Origin of the sequence: Peribacillus sp. RS7 (genome assembly GCF_041956845.1) — a bacterium.
Lineage (GTDB): Bacteria > Bacillota > Bacilli > Bacillales > DSM-1321 > Peribacillus.
Map to the genome: position 1 here is coordinate 1,522,055 of NZ_CP168135.1, position 15,873 is coordinate 1,537,927.

Annotated in this window: 13 protein-coding genes; 7 read left to right on the forward strand and 6 right to left on the reverse strand. The window is 41.8% G+C overall.

Annotation, left to right across the window (positions count from 1 at the left end; all coding sequences use genetic code 11):
• The first annotated feature begins 120 nt into the window (after positions 1-120).
• The 3 genes from ACDZ29_RS07910 (at position 121) to ACDZ29_RS07920 (ending at position 3,513) form a co-directional block, all read left to right on the forward strand.
• Positions 121-468, forward strand: a complete 348-nt coding sequence (locus ACDZ29_RS07910; RefSeq protein ID WP_289314575.1) for a phage holin family protein — start codon at positions 121-123, stop codon at positions 466-468.
• A 206-nt stretch (positions 469-674) separates the two neighbouring features.
• On the forward strand, positions 675-1,832 hold the full coding sequence (locus ACDZ29_RS07915; protein ID WP_375090613.1) for an endonuclease: 1,158 nt from the start codon (positions 675-677) through the stop codon (positions 1,830-1,832).
• 313 nt (positions 1,833-2,145) lie between these two features.
• The gene (locus tag ACDZ29_RS07920; RefSeq protein WP_289326788.1) at positions 2,146-3,513 is read left to right on the forward strand and encodes an amino acid permease; all 1,368 of its coding nucleotides are present in this window, start codon (positions 2,146-2,148) and stop codon (positions 3,511-3,513) included.
• Between the two features lie 52 nt (positions 3,514-3,565).
• Here the strand turns inward: ACDZ29_RS07920 and ACDZ29_RS07925 are convergent, their stop codons facing one another.
• A complete protein-coding gene (locus ACDZ29_RS07925) occupies positions 3,566-4,429 on the reverse strand; it encodes a DUF4349 domain-containing protein (RefSeq protein WP_375090614.1) in 864 nt (287 codons plus the stop codon).
• Between the two features lie 120 nt (positions 4,430-4,549).
• On the opposite strand from ACDZ29_RS07925, the gene ACDZ29_RS07930 reads away from it, so the two are divergent.
• Positions 4,550-5,032, forward strand: coding sequence for a TspO/MBR family protein (locus tag ACDZ29_RS07930; RefSeq protein WP_375090615.1), 483 nt, complete (start codon positions 4,550-4,552; stop codon positions 5,030-5,032).
• A gap of 167 nt (positions 5,033-5,199) precedes the next feature.
• Here ACDZ29_RS07930 and ACDZ29_RS07935 read toward each other — a convergent pair whose 3' ends face one another.
• Entirely contained in the window at positions 5,200-9,018 is a 3,819-nt protein-coding gene (locus tag ACDZ29_RS07935) for a bifunctional 2',3'-cyclic-nucleotide 2'-phosphodiesterase/3'-nucleotidase (protein WP_375090616.1), read from the reverse strand.
• 702 nt (positions 9,019-9,720) lie between these two features.
• Between ACDZ29_RS07935 and ACDZ29_RS07940 the strand changes: the two genes are divergently transcribed.
• Positions 9,721-10,140, forward strand: coding sequence for a DUF2798 domain-containing protein (locus tag ACDZ29_RS07940; RefSeq protein WP_370016690.1), 420 nt, complete (start codon positions 9,721-9,723; stop codon positions 10,138-10,140).
• Between the two features lie 278 nt (positions 10,141-10,418).
• Here the strand turns inward: ACDZ29_RS07940 and ACDZ29_RS07945 are convergent, their stop codons facing one another.
• The 3 genes from ACDZ29_RS07945 to ACDZ29_RS07955 form a co-directional block, all read right to left on the reverse strand.
• Positions 10,419-10,877, reverse strand: a complete 459-nt coding sequence (locus tag ACDZ29_RS07945; protein WP_375090617.1) for a DinB family protein — start codon at positions 10,875-10,877, stop codon at positions 10,419-10,421.
• 16 nt (positions 10,878-10,893) lie between these two features.
• Positions 10,894-11,742 (reverse strand): GNAT family N-acetyltransferase, encoded by an 849-nt coding sequence (locus tag ACDZ29_RS07950; RefSeq protein ID WP_375090618.1) that lies wholly within the window; start codon positions 11,740-11,742, stop codon positions 10,894-10,896.
• 390 nt (positions 11,743-12,132) lie between these two features.
• A complete protein-coding gene (locus ACDZ29_RS07955) occupies positions 12,133-12,294 on the reverse strand; it encodes a YvrJ family protein (RefSeq protein ID WP_176526338.1) in 162 nt (53 codons plus the stop codon).
• 159 nt (positions 12,295-12,453) lie between these two features.
• Here ACDZ29_RS07955 and ACDZ29_RS07960 point away from each other — a divergent pair, with 159 nt between their 5' ends.
• A complete protein-coding gene (locus ACDZ29_RS07960) occupies positions 12,454-13,077 on the forward strand; it encodes a sigma-70 family RNA polymerase sigma factor (RefSeq protein ID WP_375090619.1) in 624 nt (207 codons plus the stop codon).
• Positions 13,070-13,288 carry a hypothetical protein gene (locus ACDZ29_RS07965; protein WP_289326796.1) on the forward strand — a complete coding sequence of 73 codons (219 nt, stop codon included), beginning with the start codon at positions 13,070-13,072 and terminating at the stop codon, positions 13,286-13,288. Before ACDZ29_RS07960 ends, ACDZ29_RS07965 begins: the two co-directional genes overlap by 8 nt.
• 54 nt (positions 13,289-13,342) lie before the next feature.
• Here the strand turns inward: ACDZ29_RS07965 and ACDZ29_RS07970 are convergent, their stop codons facing one another.
• Positions 13,343-15,712 carry a penicillin acylase family protein gene (locus ACDZ29_RS07970; protein ID WP_375090620.1) on the reverse strand — a complete coding sequence of 790 codons (2,370 nt, stop codon included), beginning with the start codon at positions 15,710-15,712 and terminating at the stop codon, positions 13,343-13,345.
• Between the last annotated feature and the right edge of the window lie 161 nt (positions 15,713-15,873).

Here is a 15,873-nt window from a genome sequence, read left to right on the forward strand (position 1 = left end):
TCCGGGGGGAGTACATATCCGCATCCCTCTTTTTTGTGACAATTCTGCAAACATATAACTGAAATTCATGAAATTTTAGTATAATGACTTGTAGTAAAGTGACTTCAGGAGGAGTTTTTCATGAACATAATAATGCGCTTTCTTATCAACGGGCTGGTATTGCTCGTTATTGACTGGCTTCTCGACTCCATCACGATCAAATCTTACGGTACAGCCCTGCTGGCGGTTTTTATATTATCAATCATGAACTTGCTGGTTAGACCCATTCTGCAACTTATCACATTGCCGATCACCATCCTGACGTTCGGGTTGTTTTCTTTCATTATCAATGCCTTCACATTTCAAATCACCTCCTATGTAGTGAGTGGCTTTGTAATAGATTCTTTTTGGGGAGCTTTAATCGGATCATTTCTATTGAGTTTCATTCAAAGCCTTCTTATAAAAAAGAGTAAAAAAAACCGTCAGTAGGATGCTGACGGTTTTTCGTATCCATGTCATTTCCATAACGGCCTTCGATATTTCCCGGGCTATTTCCCTAAATTTCGCTAACCCTCACTAGCTGTATTCTCTCATTTTTGACAATCCAGAAGGAGAAGGCACCATTTATCCATAACTTTACATATACATGCCGACTTTTCTGGAAGTGGGTATGAATCGATTTATGGAGGAATGACATGTTCACAAAACATGAACCAAGACTTATCCTGTCCATTTTACTCGTGCTGGCATTCTTTATTCCTGCTCTTTTCGGCACCCCTTCACTAGCCGCGGCTGGCGATGGCAGCTTGTCATCTCCTTTCTCCGTTTCCCAAGCCATTGCAAATCAAGACAGCACGATTAATACGGTCAGTGGCTATGTAGTGGGACAGCCCACCTCTGCTAACACCGTAGTCACGAACAGCTATCCAAATGATTATGCCATAGCCTTAGCAGAAAGTTCCGCGGAAACAAACATTGCCAATATGGTATATGTTCAGATCCCATCTTCCTTTCGACCTGATTTTGGGTTGAAATCGAATCCTTCCTTAAAAGGAAAAAAAGTCACCGTAACCGGTGCACTGAGTGCATATTTCACCCATCCAGGCTTAAAAGATGTTTCTGCCATGGTTTTAGGGAATGATTCACCAGAACCGGAGACACCCGGGGTCGGCTCATACTATGAATCAGCCAGCGGAAAATCAGGGGCTTCTTTAAAGAGTTCCCTCCATGAAATCATCGATGACCATACGGAAATATCGTATACAAATGTCTGGGACGCTTTACGGAAAACCGATGAGGACCCGAATAACGCCAATAATGTCATTCTTCTTTATACAGGGCGTTCTCAAGGAAAAACAATAAACGGATCTGGTGTCAATGATTGGAACCGTGAACATGTCTGGGCAAAATCCCATGGCGATTTTGGCACCACTTTAGGACCTGGAACCGATCTACATCACCTTCGGCCGACTGATGCGTCCGTCAATAGTACAAGAAACAACCTGGACTTCGATAATGGAGGTTCTGAACACACCGAAGCGAAAGGAAATTACTATGACTCGGATTCTTGGGAACCTCGCGATAGTGTCAAAGGGGATGTCGCCCGAATGCTGTTTTATATGGCGGTTCGTTACGAGGGCGATTCAGGGGAAGTCAATTTAGAGCTAAATAATCAAGTGAACAATGGTACAGCCCCGTATCATGGTAAATTGGCTGTCTTACTGGAATGGAATGAACAGGACCCTGTAGATGCCTTCGAGCGTAACCGAAATGAGGTCATTTATAATGAATATCAACATAATCGCAACCCTTTCATAGATCATCCGGAATGGGCCTCCGCCATCTGGCAATGATAAACAAAAAGCTGTTCCTTTACATTGGGACAGCTTTTCATCATAAATAGTCTAAATTTTTGGAAAAATCACATAATTATATTTTGTTTAAATAGCATTCCATTTAGTTATATAAGATTATTATATAATGAAAACAGGTAAGATCCCCTTCGTGGTAAGCGTTTTCATTTTTTGCTTTACAATCTCCCTATTAAAATATATTATTTAGTTGTAATATTATGTGAAAAATCAATAAATAATATGTATTCAGCCCTACTAGTGATAAAATGCTAGATAGAGAAAACTTCACTCCAACAAAGAAAAGGGGAAAATTATGCAAAACTCCAAAGAATCTCAACTGCATAGAGGTTTGGAAGAAAGACATATCGCATTAATGTCTCTTGGCGCAGCCATTGGAGTCGGTTTATTTCTCGGCTCGGCATCTGCGATTAAACTAGCCGGCCCAGCTATCATTATTTCTTATGCAATTGGCGGGCTTATGATCTACCTTATCATGCGGGCACTAGGGGAAATGGCGATAAAAAATCCTGTCGCAGGCTCATTCAGTCGCTATGCAAGCGAATTTGTCGGCCCTCTTGCCGGATATATAACCGGTTGGAATTACTGGTTCGTTTGGATTGCCACCTGTATGGCCGAAATTACGGCAGTCGGAATCTATATGCAATTCTGGTTCCCGGGAACTCCACAATGGGCTTGGGCGTTAGCCGCACTTGCCATCATGACAACGATTAACTTTCTTGCTGTAAAAGCTTACGGTGAATTGGAGTTTTGGTTCGCACTAGTTAAAATCGTTACGATCATCCTAATGATCGTTCTTGGCTTCGGGATGATCATCTTTGGACTGGGGAACGGCGGAATCGCGGTTGGATTCGGCAACCTTGTTGAACATGGCGGATTTTTCCCTAATGGGATTTCCGGTGTCATCCTCTCTTTCCAAATGGTCATGTTCGCCTATTTGGGAATTGAAATGCTCGGTGTAACCGCAGGTGAAGTCAAAAATCCTGAAAAATCTCTAAAAAGAGCCATCGATACCGTCTTTTATCGGATCTTACTTTTTTACGTTTTAGCTCTGACAGTCATTTTATCGATCACTCCATGGGATCAAATGAATGGAGAAAACAGCCCATTCGTTATGATGTTTGATAAAATCGGTATACCAGGCGCAGCAGGAATCATTCAGTTTGTCGTATTGACAGCGGCCCTATCATCTTGTAACAGCGGGATCTTCAGTACGGGAAGAATGTTATTCAACCTAGCGCAGCAAGGTGAATCACCAAAAAGTTTCGAACGTACAACAAAGTCAGGCGTTCCTGGCGTTGCCATTATCGTTTCGGCTGTCGTGCTTCTTTTCGGTGTTTACCTTAACTACATGGAAGCCGATAAAGTTTTCAGTTACGTGACAAGTGTCGCCACATTCGGTGCACTCTGGACATGGGGAACCATACTTGTCACACAGATTATGTCTAGACGAAAAATGAGTCCGGCGGAAAAACAAGGCTTAGGTTACAAAATGCCTCTTTTCCCATTCACTTCTTATTTCACTCTAGCCTTTTTAGTATTCGTAATGGTTGTACTCGGCTTTTCAGCAGATACAAGAATCGCTCTAATCGTTGGTCCGATCTGGATCTTACTGTTAGTGGTCCTGTATTATGTGACCGGTTTGCATAAACGAAAAAGATAAATGCCAGAGGGTGCCAAACGAATTTGTTTGGGCACCCTCTTTTTTTCTTCCTTTACCTTTTACCCCTTCTTTTCAGCGCCCAATGGACCACCGCTCCAGCTCCGCCTAAAATAATGAGGATAGGCAAGTTTCCTATTATGAAAACAATGATTCCCGAACCCGCTTTAAGTAATAGATTCGCACTCGTTGCAAGTTGTTTCTTCGTTCTCTCCCATGTATTCAATTCCTTATTATCAAGACCCGGTACAACAATCCGGTCCTGTATGAACGTGATTGTAACCGTTGAATATGAAGTCTGGTTTTCAAGATACTTCATTTGCCCGGTCAGCTGCTCTATTTCTTCTTGAACCACGGCAAGATCAGATGATATTTTCAACAGATCTTCCGTCTTCTTAGCGTCCTGCATGAATGCAAGTAACCTTTCCTCCACAGCCCTCTTTGACTTCAACCTTGCTTTTAAATCTACATATTGCTCCGTCACATCCTGTCCTGTAACATTCCTTCCGACCACTTCTGAAGCCTCGCCCTCGCTATCGGCTAGAAAATCCTGAAAACGGGCCTCGGGGATCCGAACAGTGATGGTTCCTTCCACCAATTCTTCATCTTCCCTGTATACATTGGACTCGACAACATATCCGCCATATTCATCCACCTTATTCTCAATCTTCATTTGTGCCTTTTCAAGGTTCTTCACTTTCAACTCTAGCTGGGCTTGATGAATGACCTTTCTTTCATCCGTCACCCCTTCTTTTTCCACGACTTCTTCCGGCTCCTTATTCCCAGAAAAGGAAGCGTCCATTTTACTGCTCGCCTTTTCATCCTGTGATTCCGATGCTGAATCATCTTTTTCATTACTGCTGCATGCAGCAAGTAAAAGGAACAAACTGAACAAAAGCATCATTTTTTTACGGTTCATCGGTATTCCCCCTTTTCTTAATAGTACCGACGTAAAATTTGGAAGAAAGTTACACTTCTTGATTAAAGGGCATGTTTTATTTTCAGATGAAAAGGTAAAGGTATTAAGAACATCCAAACAATGAAGAAAGAAGATGATTGCATGATGAACTACGGAAAATTAGCTAAAAGTGTTTTGGTACCTGTGGTCGGAGGTTCACTTGTAGGGATATTCGCCACAAGGAATTCAAAAGAAATTTATGACAAACTCAAAAAACCTGCTTTTGCTCCTCCTTCCTGGACCTTCCCCGTTGCTTGGACCGGCCTTTATACGATTATGGGAATAGCGAAATATCGCATTGCATCCAAAGAAAAAAAATCGAAGTCAGCTGAACTCCTCTACGATACTCAACTAGGGTTGAATTTCTTATGGTCTTTTTTATTCTTCAAATGGGGTTTGCGCGGAACATCATTTATTGAAATGGCTGCACTGCTGACCTTGATTACATTAACGGCATTCGAGTTTTATAAAATAGACCGTACATCAGGTTTAGCAATGATTCCCTATATCGCATGGGTCACCTTTGCATTGGGATTAAACTTTTCCATCTTCAGAAACAATTGATCAAAAAAGGAGCGCCCCTTGTATTAGGAGCGCTCTCTTTTAGGTTCACGAGTAAATTCACTTAACTCACGAGTAAATGTCCAATTTTCACGAGTAAATCCGCTTAACTCACGAGTAAATGCTCAATTTTCACGAGTAAACCCGCTTAACTCACGAGTAAACCTCAATTAATTATTGATATTCGTAATTCTGCCTTCAATTTCTGCCGTGATCTTTCCGCCTTTGAAGGTTTCTTTCACATAGTTAACGAAAGCTTCCAGATCAGCATGCCCAAATACACGCTCTTTTCCTTTCAGGACGGTATAGTTATCACCACCGCTTGCCATGAAATCATTGACGGCGACCGTGTATGTTTCGGTATCCTTGATCGGTGTCCCGTCCGCTTTCTTCAATAAGGTGACACGTTCGGTGACAGGTTTACTGAAGTCGGCTGTGTAGCTCAGTCCAGAAATTTGCAAAGTTTTCGGAGATCCTTCAACGATCCATTGCTGTTGAAGTAGCGTTTTCACTTCGACTCCAGTCAGTTCGAGCTTAACCAATACGTTTCCGAACGGCTGGATTTTCGCTAAATCGGAAAAAGTGACTTCCCCCTTTGGAATATCTGCACGAATTCCACCTGGATTCATGAAGGCAAAATCGGAATTCAAATCTGCTTTCATCGAATCGGCAATTAAATTACCGAGTGCAGTTTCCTGTGTATAGGCATTGGTTCTTAAAATTTTCTCATCCGTTGTCCCAAGTGGGGCTTTCAACTCGGGGAACATGTCTAAATAGTCGTTAATGAATTTCGTCGTCCCGGCATCGGGTGTGATGCCATCTTGTGTAACCGTGACAATTTCAGCTGACTTTTTGACAATATCCTTTGTGTTTGGATCGATTTCCAAATCAACATCTTCAAAAGCCGTTCCATAAGAGTAAGCTTGTACAATCAATTTATTATCCACATAGTTGTTGACCCTTGCATGATTATCTCCTGCTAAGATCACATCGACTTCATCATCCACGGCTTTGGCAAGATCAGCCACTTCGCCTGTGATGACCCCTTCCTTTTCAGTGCCTGGGTCATGCGAGATGATCACAATGGATTTGACGCCCTTTTCCTTCAACTCATCAACCGCCTTATTTACCGCAGGTGCCTGTTCTATGAATTCCACATTCTTAATGCCATCCGGACTTACTTTTTGAGGTGTGGCATTCGTGACTACACCTATGAACCCAATATCAACCCCGCCGACCTTTTTTATGACGTAAGGGTCCAAAATGGGGTTTTTCGTGTCTTTATATACGACATTGGCAACCACATACGGAAAGTTCAATTTATCGAATACCACATCAGATGTGGGCGACTTTCCGCCATTGATTTGAGCCATAAGGGTTTCTACCCCTTTGTCGAACTCATGGTTCCCGACAGTTCCGACATCGAATTTCATATTATTCAAAAACTGTAGCGTCGGTTTGTCCTGGATCAAAGAGGAAACGGGAGCACTTGCCCCAACAGCATCCCCTGCTGATAGTAAAAGTGTATTTTCAGGGTTTTCAGCTTTACGCTGCTTCATGTGCGCAGCTAAATAATCAGCACGCCCTTGTTTGATACCGCCAAAATCAGAAGTGGTATCCAGCTGGCCGTGAAGATCATTGATTCCAAGCAATTGCACCTTAACGTTTTCTTTCCCAAGATTGAATTTGTAAATGCCGAAGCCTTTATCATCGGTTTTACCTGTATAGAAAATCGGACTGTCTTCATTTAAATATTCCGCACCCTTTGGTGATGAGGTGAAAGTAACGTTCACCTTGCCTGAAATCGGGGCAATCGACCAGTTATTATCAGCAGTTGGATTGATCTCACCCTCTTGGGTAATGTAATCCATCAAGATTTGGCGATTTTCATCCGCAGAGTCAACTACGTATTCGCTGCCTTTCACTCCCGGGAAATTTCCTCCGCCCGAAGCACGGTAATTATTCGTCACGACGATGAAGTCTTGATTCGGGTCCACTGGTTTTCCATTATATTTCAAATCTGCAATCCTGCTTGAATCCGACAATTTTATCCCTTTTTCATCATAGCGCGGAGCCTTGGTGACATCGATTTGATACGTAACGCCGTCAATCACATCAAAATTATAGACGGCAAACTTTCCATTAAGCAATTCCTGTTCCTCAGACTTGGCAGGATCAATTTTATTATATTTCCCGGCAGACATCTCAAGCCATTCTTTAACCACGGACCCTTTGATCTTGATTGCCTTCAAGGTATTATCGTATAAATATAAATCGCCGGCGCTGCGAATGGTCAGTCCGCCTTCTTTGATTTCGGTGAATTCCTCGACTCCATTGCGCCCCGCTTTGAAAGGGGCTCCTACAGAGAGAATAGGCAAGTCTTTGTATTCAGGGCGGTTGCTTTGGATATATTTTTCCACATACCATTTCTGCGCGCTTGTCACAACCTGTACAGAAGGATCATCTTGCACAAGGGCGAAGTAACTATGGATTGGAGCTGTAGTCGTTCCAATTGGCGTGTTGACATACTTGATCGTTCCTTCGTGATCCTTTTTAACGGCTTTGACGACAGATGCATCTTCAGCTGCTTTTTTTCCTGTTACTTTGTCGTTGATTGCCCGAGTTGATGAATCGGAATGAACGACCTTCCATTTCCCTTTGATATTCTGGATATCAAGATCGATGATCCCCAGATTACTGCCGCCATATCCTGCTTGAACGGCTGGTACACCATTGATGGTGCCCTTTTTATTATCCACGCCTTTAAGGATTTTTCCTTGGCTATCTTTAAATAGGCTGTCTAAAGACGCCTCATCTTGTGCCGGAAAGACTTTATGTGTGTGGGAGAACGTGATGGCATCGATGCCGGATACCTTGCTTAATGAATAGATGACATCCTCGGTATTCTTGGTGTCACCATTAAACCCGGAATGAGTGAGCGCCACGATGACATCCGCACCCTTTTTCTTCATTTCAGGTACATATTTATTTGCAGTCGTGACGATTTCTTTTGTAACGACCTTACCGTCAAGATTCGCTTTATCCCAATCCATGATTTGCGGAGGGGCAAACCCAATGTAGCCTATTTTTACTGATTTCTCGTTTCCATTGATGTCCTTTACTTTTTTCGTGACGATCTTATAAGGGGTATATTTATTTTTGTCATTCTTTGGATTATTGTCTTTATCCTTTTTATAAACATTGGCATTCACATAAGGGAAGTCCGCATCGTTGATGGCCTCGTCCAAATAAGATAAACCATAATTGAATTCGTGATTGCCGAATGTAGCGACATCATAGTCAAGCAAGTTCATCGCTTTATAGACAGGATGGACTTCACCTTTTTTCAGTGGCGCTATTTTCGCTTTGTACGTACCCAGGGGGGTCCCTTGAATAAGGTCGCCGTTATCCACTAAAACACTATTTTTCACTTCTTTTCGTGCCTGTTTGATTAAAGATGCCGTGCGGGAAAAGCCGACGGAGTCCGATACGGCATCCTTATAATAATCATAGCTCACTAGATTAGTGTGTATATCTGTCGTCTCCATGATCCTTAGTTCAAATGGTGCATCAGAAACGGAGGTTGCCAGGCTGTTGCCGAAGTTACTCGTATTGCCGTTATACTTGGAGACAACCGATACCTTGACCCAATAACCCGCTTTATACGTATTGAAGTATGCAGAGAACTTTTGGGCCGATTTAATATCCGCCTCAACGGCTGACTGTGAAATGACCTTCGTCCCATTCATTAACTGGAAGACAACTGTTTCATTTCCTTTGTTCCCTTTTTTCGGTGTGACCGTTACAGTCGCCTTGGTGCCATTTGTGTAATTAACGGCAGGAGCTGAAATGATGAATGGTTTAGTCGCGACCGGTTTCTTATTAGACTCTTTGGCGGATGTCTCCCCCGGGACGGTAAATGGGGCTGTAATTAAACTTACAGCAAGAATCGGGGCAAGCATCTTTTTAACATGCATCTTGAACGACATACTTCACAACCCTTCTATTTTTGTAAAATGCTAGAATAATATAACATGACTTTGTCGAAATCGCGTCACGATTTACCTTAATATTAAGAATTTTGAATAATTGGTACTTTTTAGCCATTTCCATTCACTGAACATGGATCGTTTTTCCTTCAAATATATATAATCGTCACCGAATCCGAGGGAATCCTTAGGGAGAAAGGTGCTTTTTAATAAAAGGCTGGCCCATGCACATGAGCCAGCCTGCTTACATCGTATGGATTTCAAGATCGTTCCTTCTTTCTTCGACGCTCTCTACTTCAGTGAAACCGGAAGCGCCGCTGCAGTTAATCCGCTTGATAATAATAGGACCAAGGCAATCACCCCAGCATACTCCCGATCGATAATGAAATGCGTACCGGGAATCTAATGAATCATCAAACTCATTGAAACAAATTAAATTCGTTATTATTCTTTATGCTTTTCTATATCTATCAATTTTCTAATTCGTTTTTTTTGCAAAGCCTCTATAAACAAGGTTTCATCAAAACAACAATGTAATTAAAATAACTTAAAATAAAAGTCATAAAAATGTCACTTATGTAAAAATTTTTCGGCATATATAATTACATTTATGCTTAAAAGAAAGGATGTTTTTATTTGCCTAGTAATAAAAAGGAAGGCATAATCTTTGGACTTTTTATGTGTTTTGGAATGGTTCTTATTATGTCAGTTTACAACACAGCTTTACACGGGGTTTCATCGTTTACAATAGGGGCTGCAGTGATTCAATTTGTGGTAACATTTATCGTCGCTTTTATTGCAGAGTCAATAGTTGAACCGAAGGCGCGTAAACTTGCATTATCACTGCCTTATGATAAATCGAAAGAAACCAACTTTATTATTGCAATCGCCTTTTGTATGGTCCCTATAATGGTCCTTATTATGTCAGTATATGGGGTTATTTTAACGAGGCTAATGATAGGAATCGAGGGTTCAATTGTCACAGCTTACCTTAAAACAGTTGGTCTAAACTTTATCGTGGCGCTACCATCACAGTTACTGATTGTTGGACCAATCTCACGCCGGTTATTAACTAAATACATTAAACCAGCGACACATAAGCCAAAATTAACAAAAATTTGAGTGCGTAAATATTAATGTATATGACAAATAAATAAAAAGGATTAAGCTAATACGCTAATCCTTTTTATTTAATATGTTATAACTCTACTGCGTTAAGACGAAAAATTTCTTATATTAGGAATTAACCTGTCCCTTCCAGATCAAGGCGTACAGGTGAAACGACCATTATACCCAATATGGATTCCCGAATTGTCCTCCCTCTATAATCCCCTTTTTTGAAAAAACCTGCAGAATTCCTTTCAAAAAAAACTGGAAACCAGTTATTAAAACATGAAAACCTATAAATCCCGATTTATTAAACTGGCGGAAACCGGTTCGATTCCCATCTCCCTCGACCAGATGGACAACTGGCCTATATGATGAATTTCGTGTGCTATGAGATGGCGCAGTATCCTGCCTTTTTGGTATGTCCCCTCCATCCAGGATGGCTGAATCATTTCTTCCTTCCCATCAATTGAATGCGAGTTCAAATAGTCCAAAATCTCTGAATGATAACGTCCGGATAATTCCTCCACTTTCTCGATCGTATTATAAGCGTCTAAATCAATCCCGACATCCGGCTTCCCTTGTATGGCCCTGATCCAGCTGCATTCGACATCGATTATATGGGCGAGTGTTCTTAAAATATTGCCCATCCCGCCAGTACGCTGTCTTTTCAGTTCCTCACTCGGTACGGATCTGCACCACTTGAACCACTCATTTCGCACCTGCCAGTTATAAGTGAATAATGTCAACATCCCTTTTCCCCCAACACTATTTGACGTTAAAGCACCGCTTCCCTTTATATAGATAATAATCCTGTCTTTGAATGGTTTTGAATCCACAAGATTCATAGAGTCTTAAAGCATGCTCATTAGTCGCCTCGACCTCGAGAAAAATATCATATCCCAGCTTGCATTGTTCGGCTACAACCTTTTTCAATGCCTTTCTGCCAAGTCCGTTTCCCTGGTATTCAGGCAAAATGGAAAATCCATAAATCCACGCTTCCCGGTCTGAGTGATCAACACGGATCTTACCGGCCGCGCGGCCATCCTTTTCAATCATCATGGTTTTCAGAGTATCCTCATATAGGATGCGCTGATAATAATCCTTCGCCTCTTGTTTCGTAAATTGGAAACACTGAATATCCAGCTGAATTTCCGTTTCCTCATCATCTCTCCGTGAAGGGCGAACGACTGCATCCTCATAATCATCCAGTTCCGTTTGAGACCATTTCATTTGAAACTCAGAAAAAGAAAACTCACATGGGAGCTGTTTCAAGAATCCTGTCCCTGAATGGGATTGGGAAGGTGCGTTCAAGATGATCAACTTATAGTTGCGCTCCACGGCACTCCTTATAGCTTCGTCCATCAGCTTTGTAAAAATGCCTTGCCTCCGAAAATCAGGGTGTACCATCCCACACATCTCCACTTTGTTTCCAAAATCGTAAAGACCAAGAAAACCAACAAGTTTTACTCCATCGTAGTGAAGAAAGTCATTCTTATTCACACCATTTCGACTGCGAAGCGTTTCCCAGTTCAGCTTTAATGTAAAATCTTCCCGTTCACATTCATGCTGTAGAATCCGAATATCTTCTAGCTGTATTTCATTCAAAATTGTCACCCCTTTCCATACTATTAGTTTATTACCAAAAAATAAGAAAAGCAGCATCCTTTTACTTGGATGCCGCTTATTTACATAAGTTTATATATGAATGTTGTTTTTTTAAAAGTATTTTCACTTTAATCCATAAAACTAAAATCGTATGAGGGGAGGATTTCCTATCTAATTCCATTGACGGATGAATTATAGCAGTAAAATGATTCCAATTGAGGATTATTTTTTACCCATTTTGTGCTATATTCCAAATAATGGTTTATTATTTTTTTATTTGACTTTAAAGGAGGAATATAATGGTCCAATGTACCGGTTTCTTTATACCCGAATTCCGGACCCTTTATTGAACAGAACCCGAAATTCGGTTTTTACTACCTAGCACATTACGTCCTGAGGTTATCGTTTTTTCGTTTTGTGAGCGGACTTTTTTAAGTTCTCTACGTCCGTTGTCAGTTCTTTTAATTGTTTACCGAAGCGGAAGAGCAAAAACATAGAAACGACGAATGGATAGCCAAATTCGCTAACTAATGACACCCACATAGTAGCATCCTCAATCATCATCCTCTTCACCCCTTTTCTTGTATCTGATATCTAAAGTGAAACTTGTTTTAAAAAAACAATCTAGCACTATTGATTTATGGATAAAAGAACGAATGTTCGTATATAATTGATTTATTCCCCTTGTCCATCACTTTATTAATTAAAGGAGGGATAGCGATGAACCAATTAACTTCTCATTTTTTTTCTCATTCATTGGAATTTCTGAAACAACAGTACTCATCTTTCTTTGAACAACCGATCATTCAAGTATTTTTACAGAACCCAGAGCATTTAAAGATTTTTACCGAAACTCTTGATTCCCCTTCTTCACACAACATTTGCCAACTCAACGAGACTTTCAAAATTTTCTATTACCGGGCTAAGGTATACAAATACATGTGCTCCTTAATTTACTTTTTCTCCGTTGACTTTGATAAAAGGGCACGGAAGCAGCGGGAACGCTATCGAATGGTACTTGATGCGACACCAAGGGATACTGGCGGAATGATCGATCGAATCGGCACTTTGGACGTTCAACTTGAAAAGATGGGAGAAACGAATGATCTAACTTCACACATAAGTGATGAAGAGATGATAAAAGCCTTGAAGACGTTAACATCCAAACAAAACCTGGTGCTGACCATGATTTTTTCATACGGCCTATCCAACAAGGAAATTGCTGCCTATTTCCATGAGTCGCCACAGAATATCTCAAGCATCCGTAAACAAGCTCTAAAAAAACTTCGAAAGCACTATATGGATGAGGTATATAATAGAAAGGAGAAAAGCCATTGTGGATAAAAAACTCTCAAAAGAAGAATTGGTGAATCTTATCGATTCTTTGAATCCTAAAATAAAAAAATCGTTAAAAAACACAAACTATCAAGACCGGAATGATCTGGAACAAGAGATTAAACTCAAGATCATTGAGTCATATGAAAAAATTGCAGCAATCGAGGCACCTAATTTCGAGGAATTCCTTGCAGAATTCCTGACTAAGCAAAAACAATGAAAAATTACCAAGTCCAGAGCATGCATGCTGGACTTGGTACTTTTTTTCTGAATATCAGTATGATGGATTCAATGTCAGCCTATCACCTTTTGGATCGTCTAATGCCGTTTTGTGATAAGTACCTTCTGCCCAATCATCAAGCTGATCGTGGTACCACTCACTTTTAACGTTACCTGATTGCCCCGGACCAACGAGGTGATACCCCTGGTTCATGTCGGATAGGTCGATGACAAACCTCCAGGAGCCACCATGATTAACAGTTCCGTCATCTAAAAATGCCGCTGCCTGTACAGTTACACTGCTGCCGCCGACCGGCATTCCGCCGCCGCTGTTAAATAAATAATTTAACGGGGCGACACTTGATAGCGGGTGGTTAAACCTTACCTGATGATAGTCGCCCCATTCCCAATCAGCTATATCGTCACCTTGTGATTCTTCCAGCTCCTTTAACGTCTCCTGTAACGACTTGGCGAGTACCTGCTCCAGTCCGCCTGCCTCTTCAATCCAAGGACCCGGCTTACCGTCCAGTGCCCGCCGCAGGAGTTCATCAATGGCTGAACGCCTTCCATTAAAGAGGTTGAGGGTTTCCTCCGATATTTCTTCCGTAAGCAGAACTTCCCCTATTTTTTTCATCCAGACATTAAAAATCAGTGGCGCTGCTTCATCAACGGAATCAATTTGATTCCATTTCTTAAGAATCCTGAGTGCCTGTTCTTCCTGTTTTCCCGAAGGACCTTTCAATACCTCTAGAAATTGAGGGACAAACTCTCTAGCTTGCAGATTCAGCTGATCCATTTGCAGGCTTTGCATATCCTCGGTCGTAAGCTTTTTATTGGCTTTTAAAAACTCCTGTATCCTCATCTGACGGTAGGGCTGTGCCCAGTTATTGCTGATGTGGTAAGGATAGTCATCCGAGATGACTTTATTATTCGCTGTCGAAATGAATCCCTCTTCCGGATTGACCGTTTTTGGAAGTTCATCAAACGGAATGTAGCCTTTCCACTCAAATTCATCCGTCCAGCCAGGTACTGGCAGCATACTATCGCCTTTTTTCCGGATTGGGATTCTCCCATTAGCCTTATAGGCAATGGTCCCATCGACTGAGGCAAAGACGAAATTCTGTGCCGGGGTTTCGAACTTCAAGAGGGCCTTTTCGAATTCTTTCCAGTTTCCGGCTTTATTCATATTCAGCACCGCTTCAAGCTCGGCAGAAGGATCAAGTGCCGTCCACCTTAATGCAAGGACGGTATCTTTTCCGCTTTTCCCGGCAAACTCGGAAACAACCGGTCCATGGCGGGTAACAGTCACCTTATAGTCAAGTGTCTTACCATCCTTCACCCTGATCGGTTCGTCCAATATTTGTGCTTTTTCCCATTTACCTTTGAAGGCGAATTCTTTCGCGTTTTCCGGGTTTCTCTTCTCAATATACAGATCCTGAACATCCGGACCTGCATTGGTCACACCCCAAGCGACCTTTTCGTTATGACCGAGAATGATTCCCGGAATCCCGGCAAAAATAACACCGCTCACATTGACTGACGGGGCCTCTAAATGCATTTGATACCAAACGGACGGTGTAGCTAACCCCAGATGGGGATCATCCGCCAATAACGGCTGACCGGAATCCGTTTTCTTGCCTGAAACGACCCAGTTATTGCTGCCATTGAATTCATAAGGAATAACAGCCCCTGCAAAACTTTTTTCAATATCCAACTCTTCCTTGCTGATGATATATGGAGCGCCCTTTGGATAATCAGGAAATAAATCATACGCTTTTTCCTTTGGGAACGTTTGCAGTAAATACTGTCTAAACGCCTGATCTTCCCAGTTCCCGCCTAAATCAAAGGCCATATATTTACCGATGGTCAGTGAATCGACTGGTGTCCACGGCTCTGGTTCGTATCCAAGTAAAGTGAACTCGGCCGGCCATTTCCCATTCTGCTTCAGTTCATCGATATAAAGATTCACCCCTTCAGCAAACACATCCAGGGCTTCTTTCCCGTTACTTGTATATGCAGCATAAGAGGCTTCAGCCGCCCGTCTCAACCCCAGTGTACGAAAATATTTATCATTTTTGACGGTTTTCTCACCAATCACTTCACTCAATCTTCCTGAGGCCTGACGCCTGCTTAAATCCATTTGAAATAAACGGTCCTGTGCTTGGATATACCCTTGGGCTAAATACAAATCATGTTCATTCGCTGCGTTGATATGCGGTACCCCACTGGAATCCCTCACTACCGTAACCGGTTTCAAAAGGCCTGGAAGCGATATTTCCCCCTTTGTTTCGGGCAAGGATCTTGAAAGAAATACATTTGCAGCAATCAAAACAGACAGCAAAAGTAAAATCAGGATTCCAAAACTCCATAGCGCCCGTCTTTTCCATTTCGATTTTGGCTTTTGCTGAGGTACGGCAACTTCCATCGATACATCTCCCTCTCCCCTTAAAACTCTCTTTCTTTCTATTTAAGATATTCCGCGTTTCCACCCACCTTTCCTACCAACTTCCTGACATTCTCTCTTTTTATTTCCAGAAGGTTGGAAAGGGGCAAGGACGAATTACTACCGCGTAAGGTCAGATTATT

Excerpts from the sequence above, each read along its gene's own strand:
- ACDZ29_RS07915 (WP_375090613.1), top strand. The coding sequence starts at position 675 with ATGTTCACAAAACATGAACCAAGACTTATCCTGTCCATTTTACTCGTG.
- ACDZ29_RS07955 (WP_176526338.1), bottom strand. The coding sequence starts at position 12,294 with ATGATTGAGGATGCTACTATGTGGGTGTCATTAGTTAGCGAATTTGGC.
- ACDZ29_RS07910 (WP_289314575.1), top strand. The coding sequence starts at position 121 with ATGAACATAATAATGCGCTTTCTTATCAACGGGCTGGTATTGCTCGTT.
- ACDZ29_RS07940 (WP_370016690.1), top strand. The coding sequence starts at position 9,721 with ATGTCAGTTTACAACACAGCTTTACACGGGGTTTCATCGTTTACAATA.
- ACDZ29_RS07930 (WP_375090615.1), top strand. The coding sequence starts at position 4,550 with ATGAAGAAAGAAGATGATTGCATGATGAACTACGGAAAATTAGCTAAA.
- ACDZ29_RS07935 (WP_375090616.1), bottom strand. The coding sequence starts at position 9,018 with ATGTCGTTCAAGATGCATGTTAAAAAGATGCTTGCCCCGATTCTTGCT.
- ACDZ29_RS07925 (WP_375090614.1), bottom strand. The coding sequence starts at position 4,429 with ATGAACCGTAAAAAAATGATGCTTTTGTTCAGTTTGTTCCTTTTACTT.
- ACDZ29_RS07945 (WP_375090617.1), bottom strand. The coding sequence starts at position 10,877 with ATGTTGACATTATTCACTTATAACTGGCAGGTGCGAAATGAGTGGTTC.
- ACDZ29_RS07970 (WP_375090620.1), bottom strand. The coding sequence starts at position 15,712 with ATGGAAGTTGCCGTACCTCAGCAAAAGCCAAAATCGAAATGGAAAAGA.
- ACDZ29_RS07960 (WP_375090619.1), top strand. The coding sequence starts at position 12,454 with ATGAACCAATTAACTTCTCATTTTTTTTCTCATTCATTGGAATTTCTG.
- ACDZ29_RS07920 (WP_289326788.1), top strand. The coding sequence starts at position 2,146 with ATGCAAAACTCCAAAGAATCTCAACTGCATAGAGGTTTGGAAGAAAGA.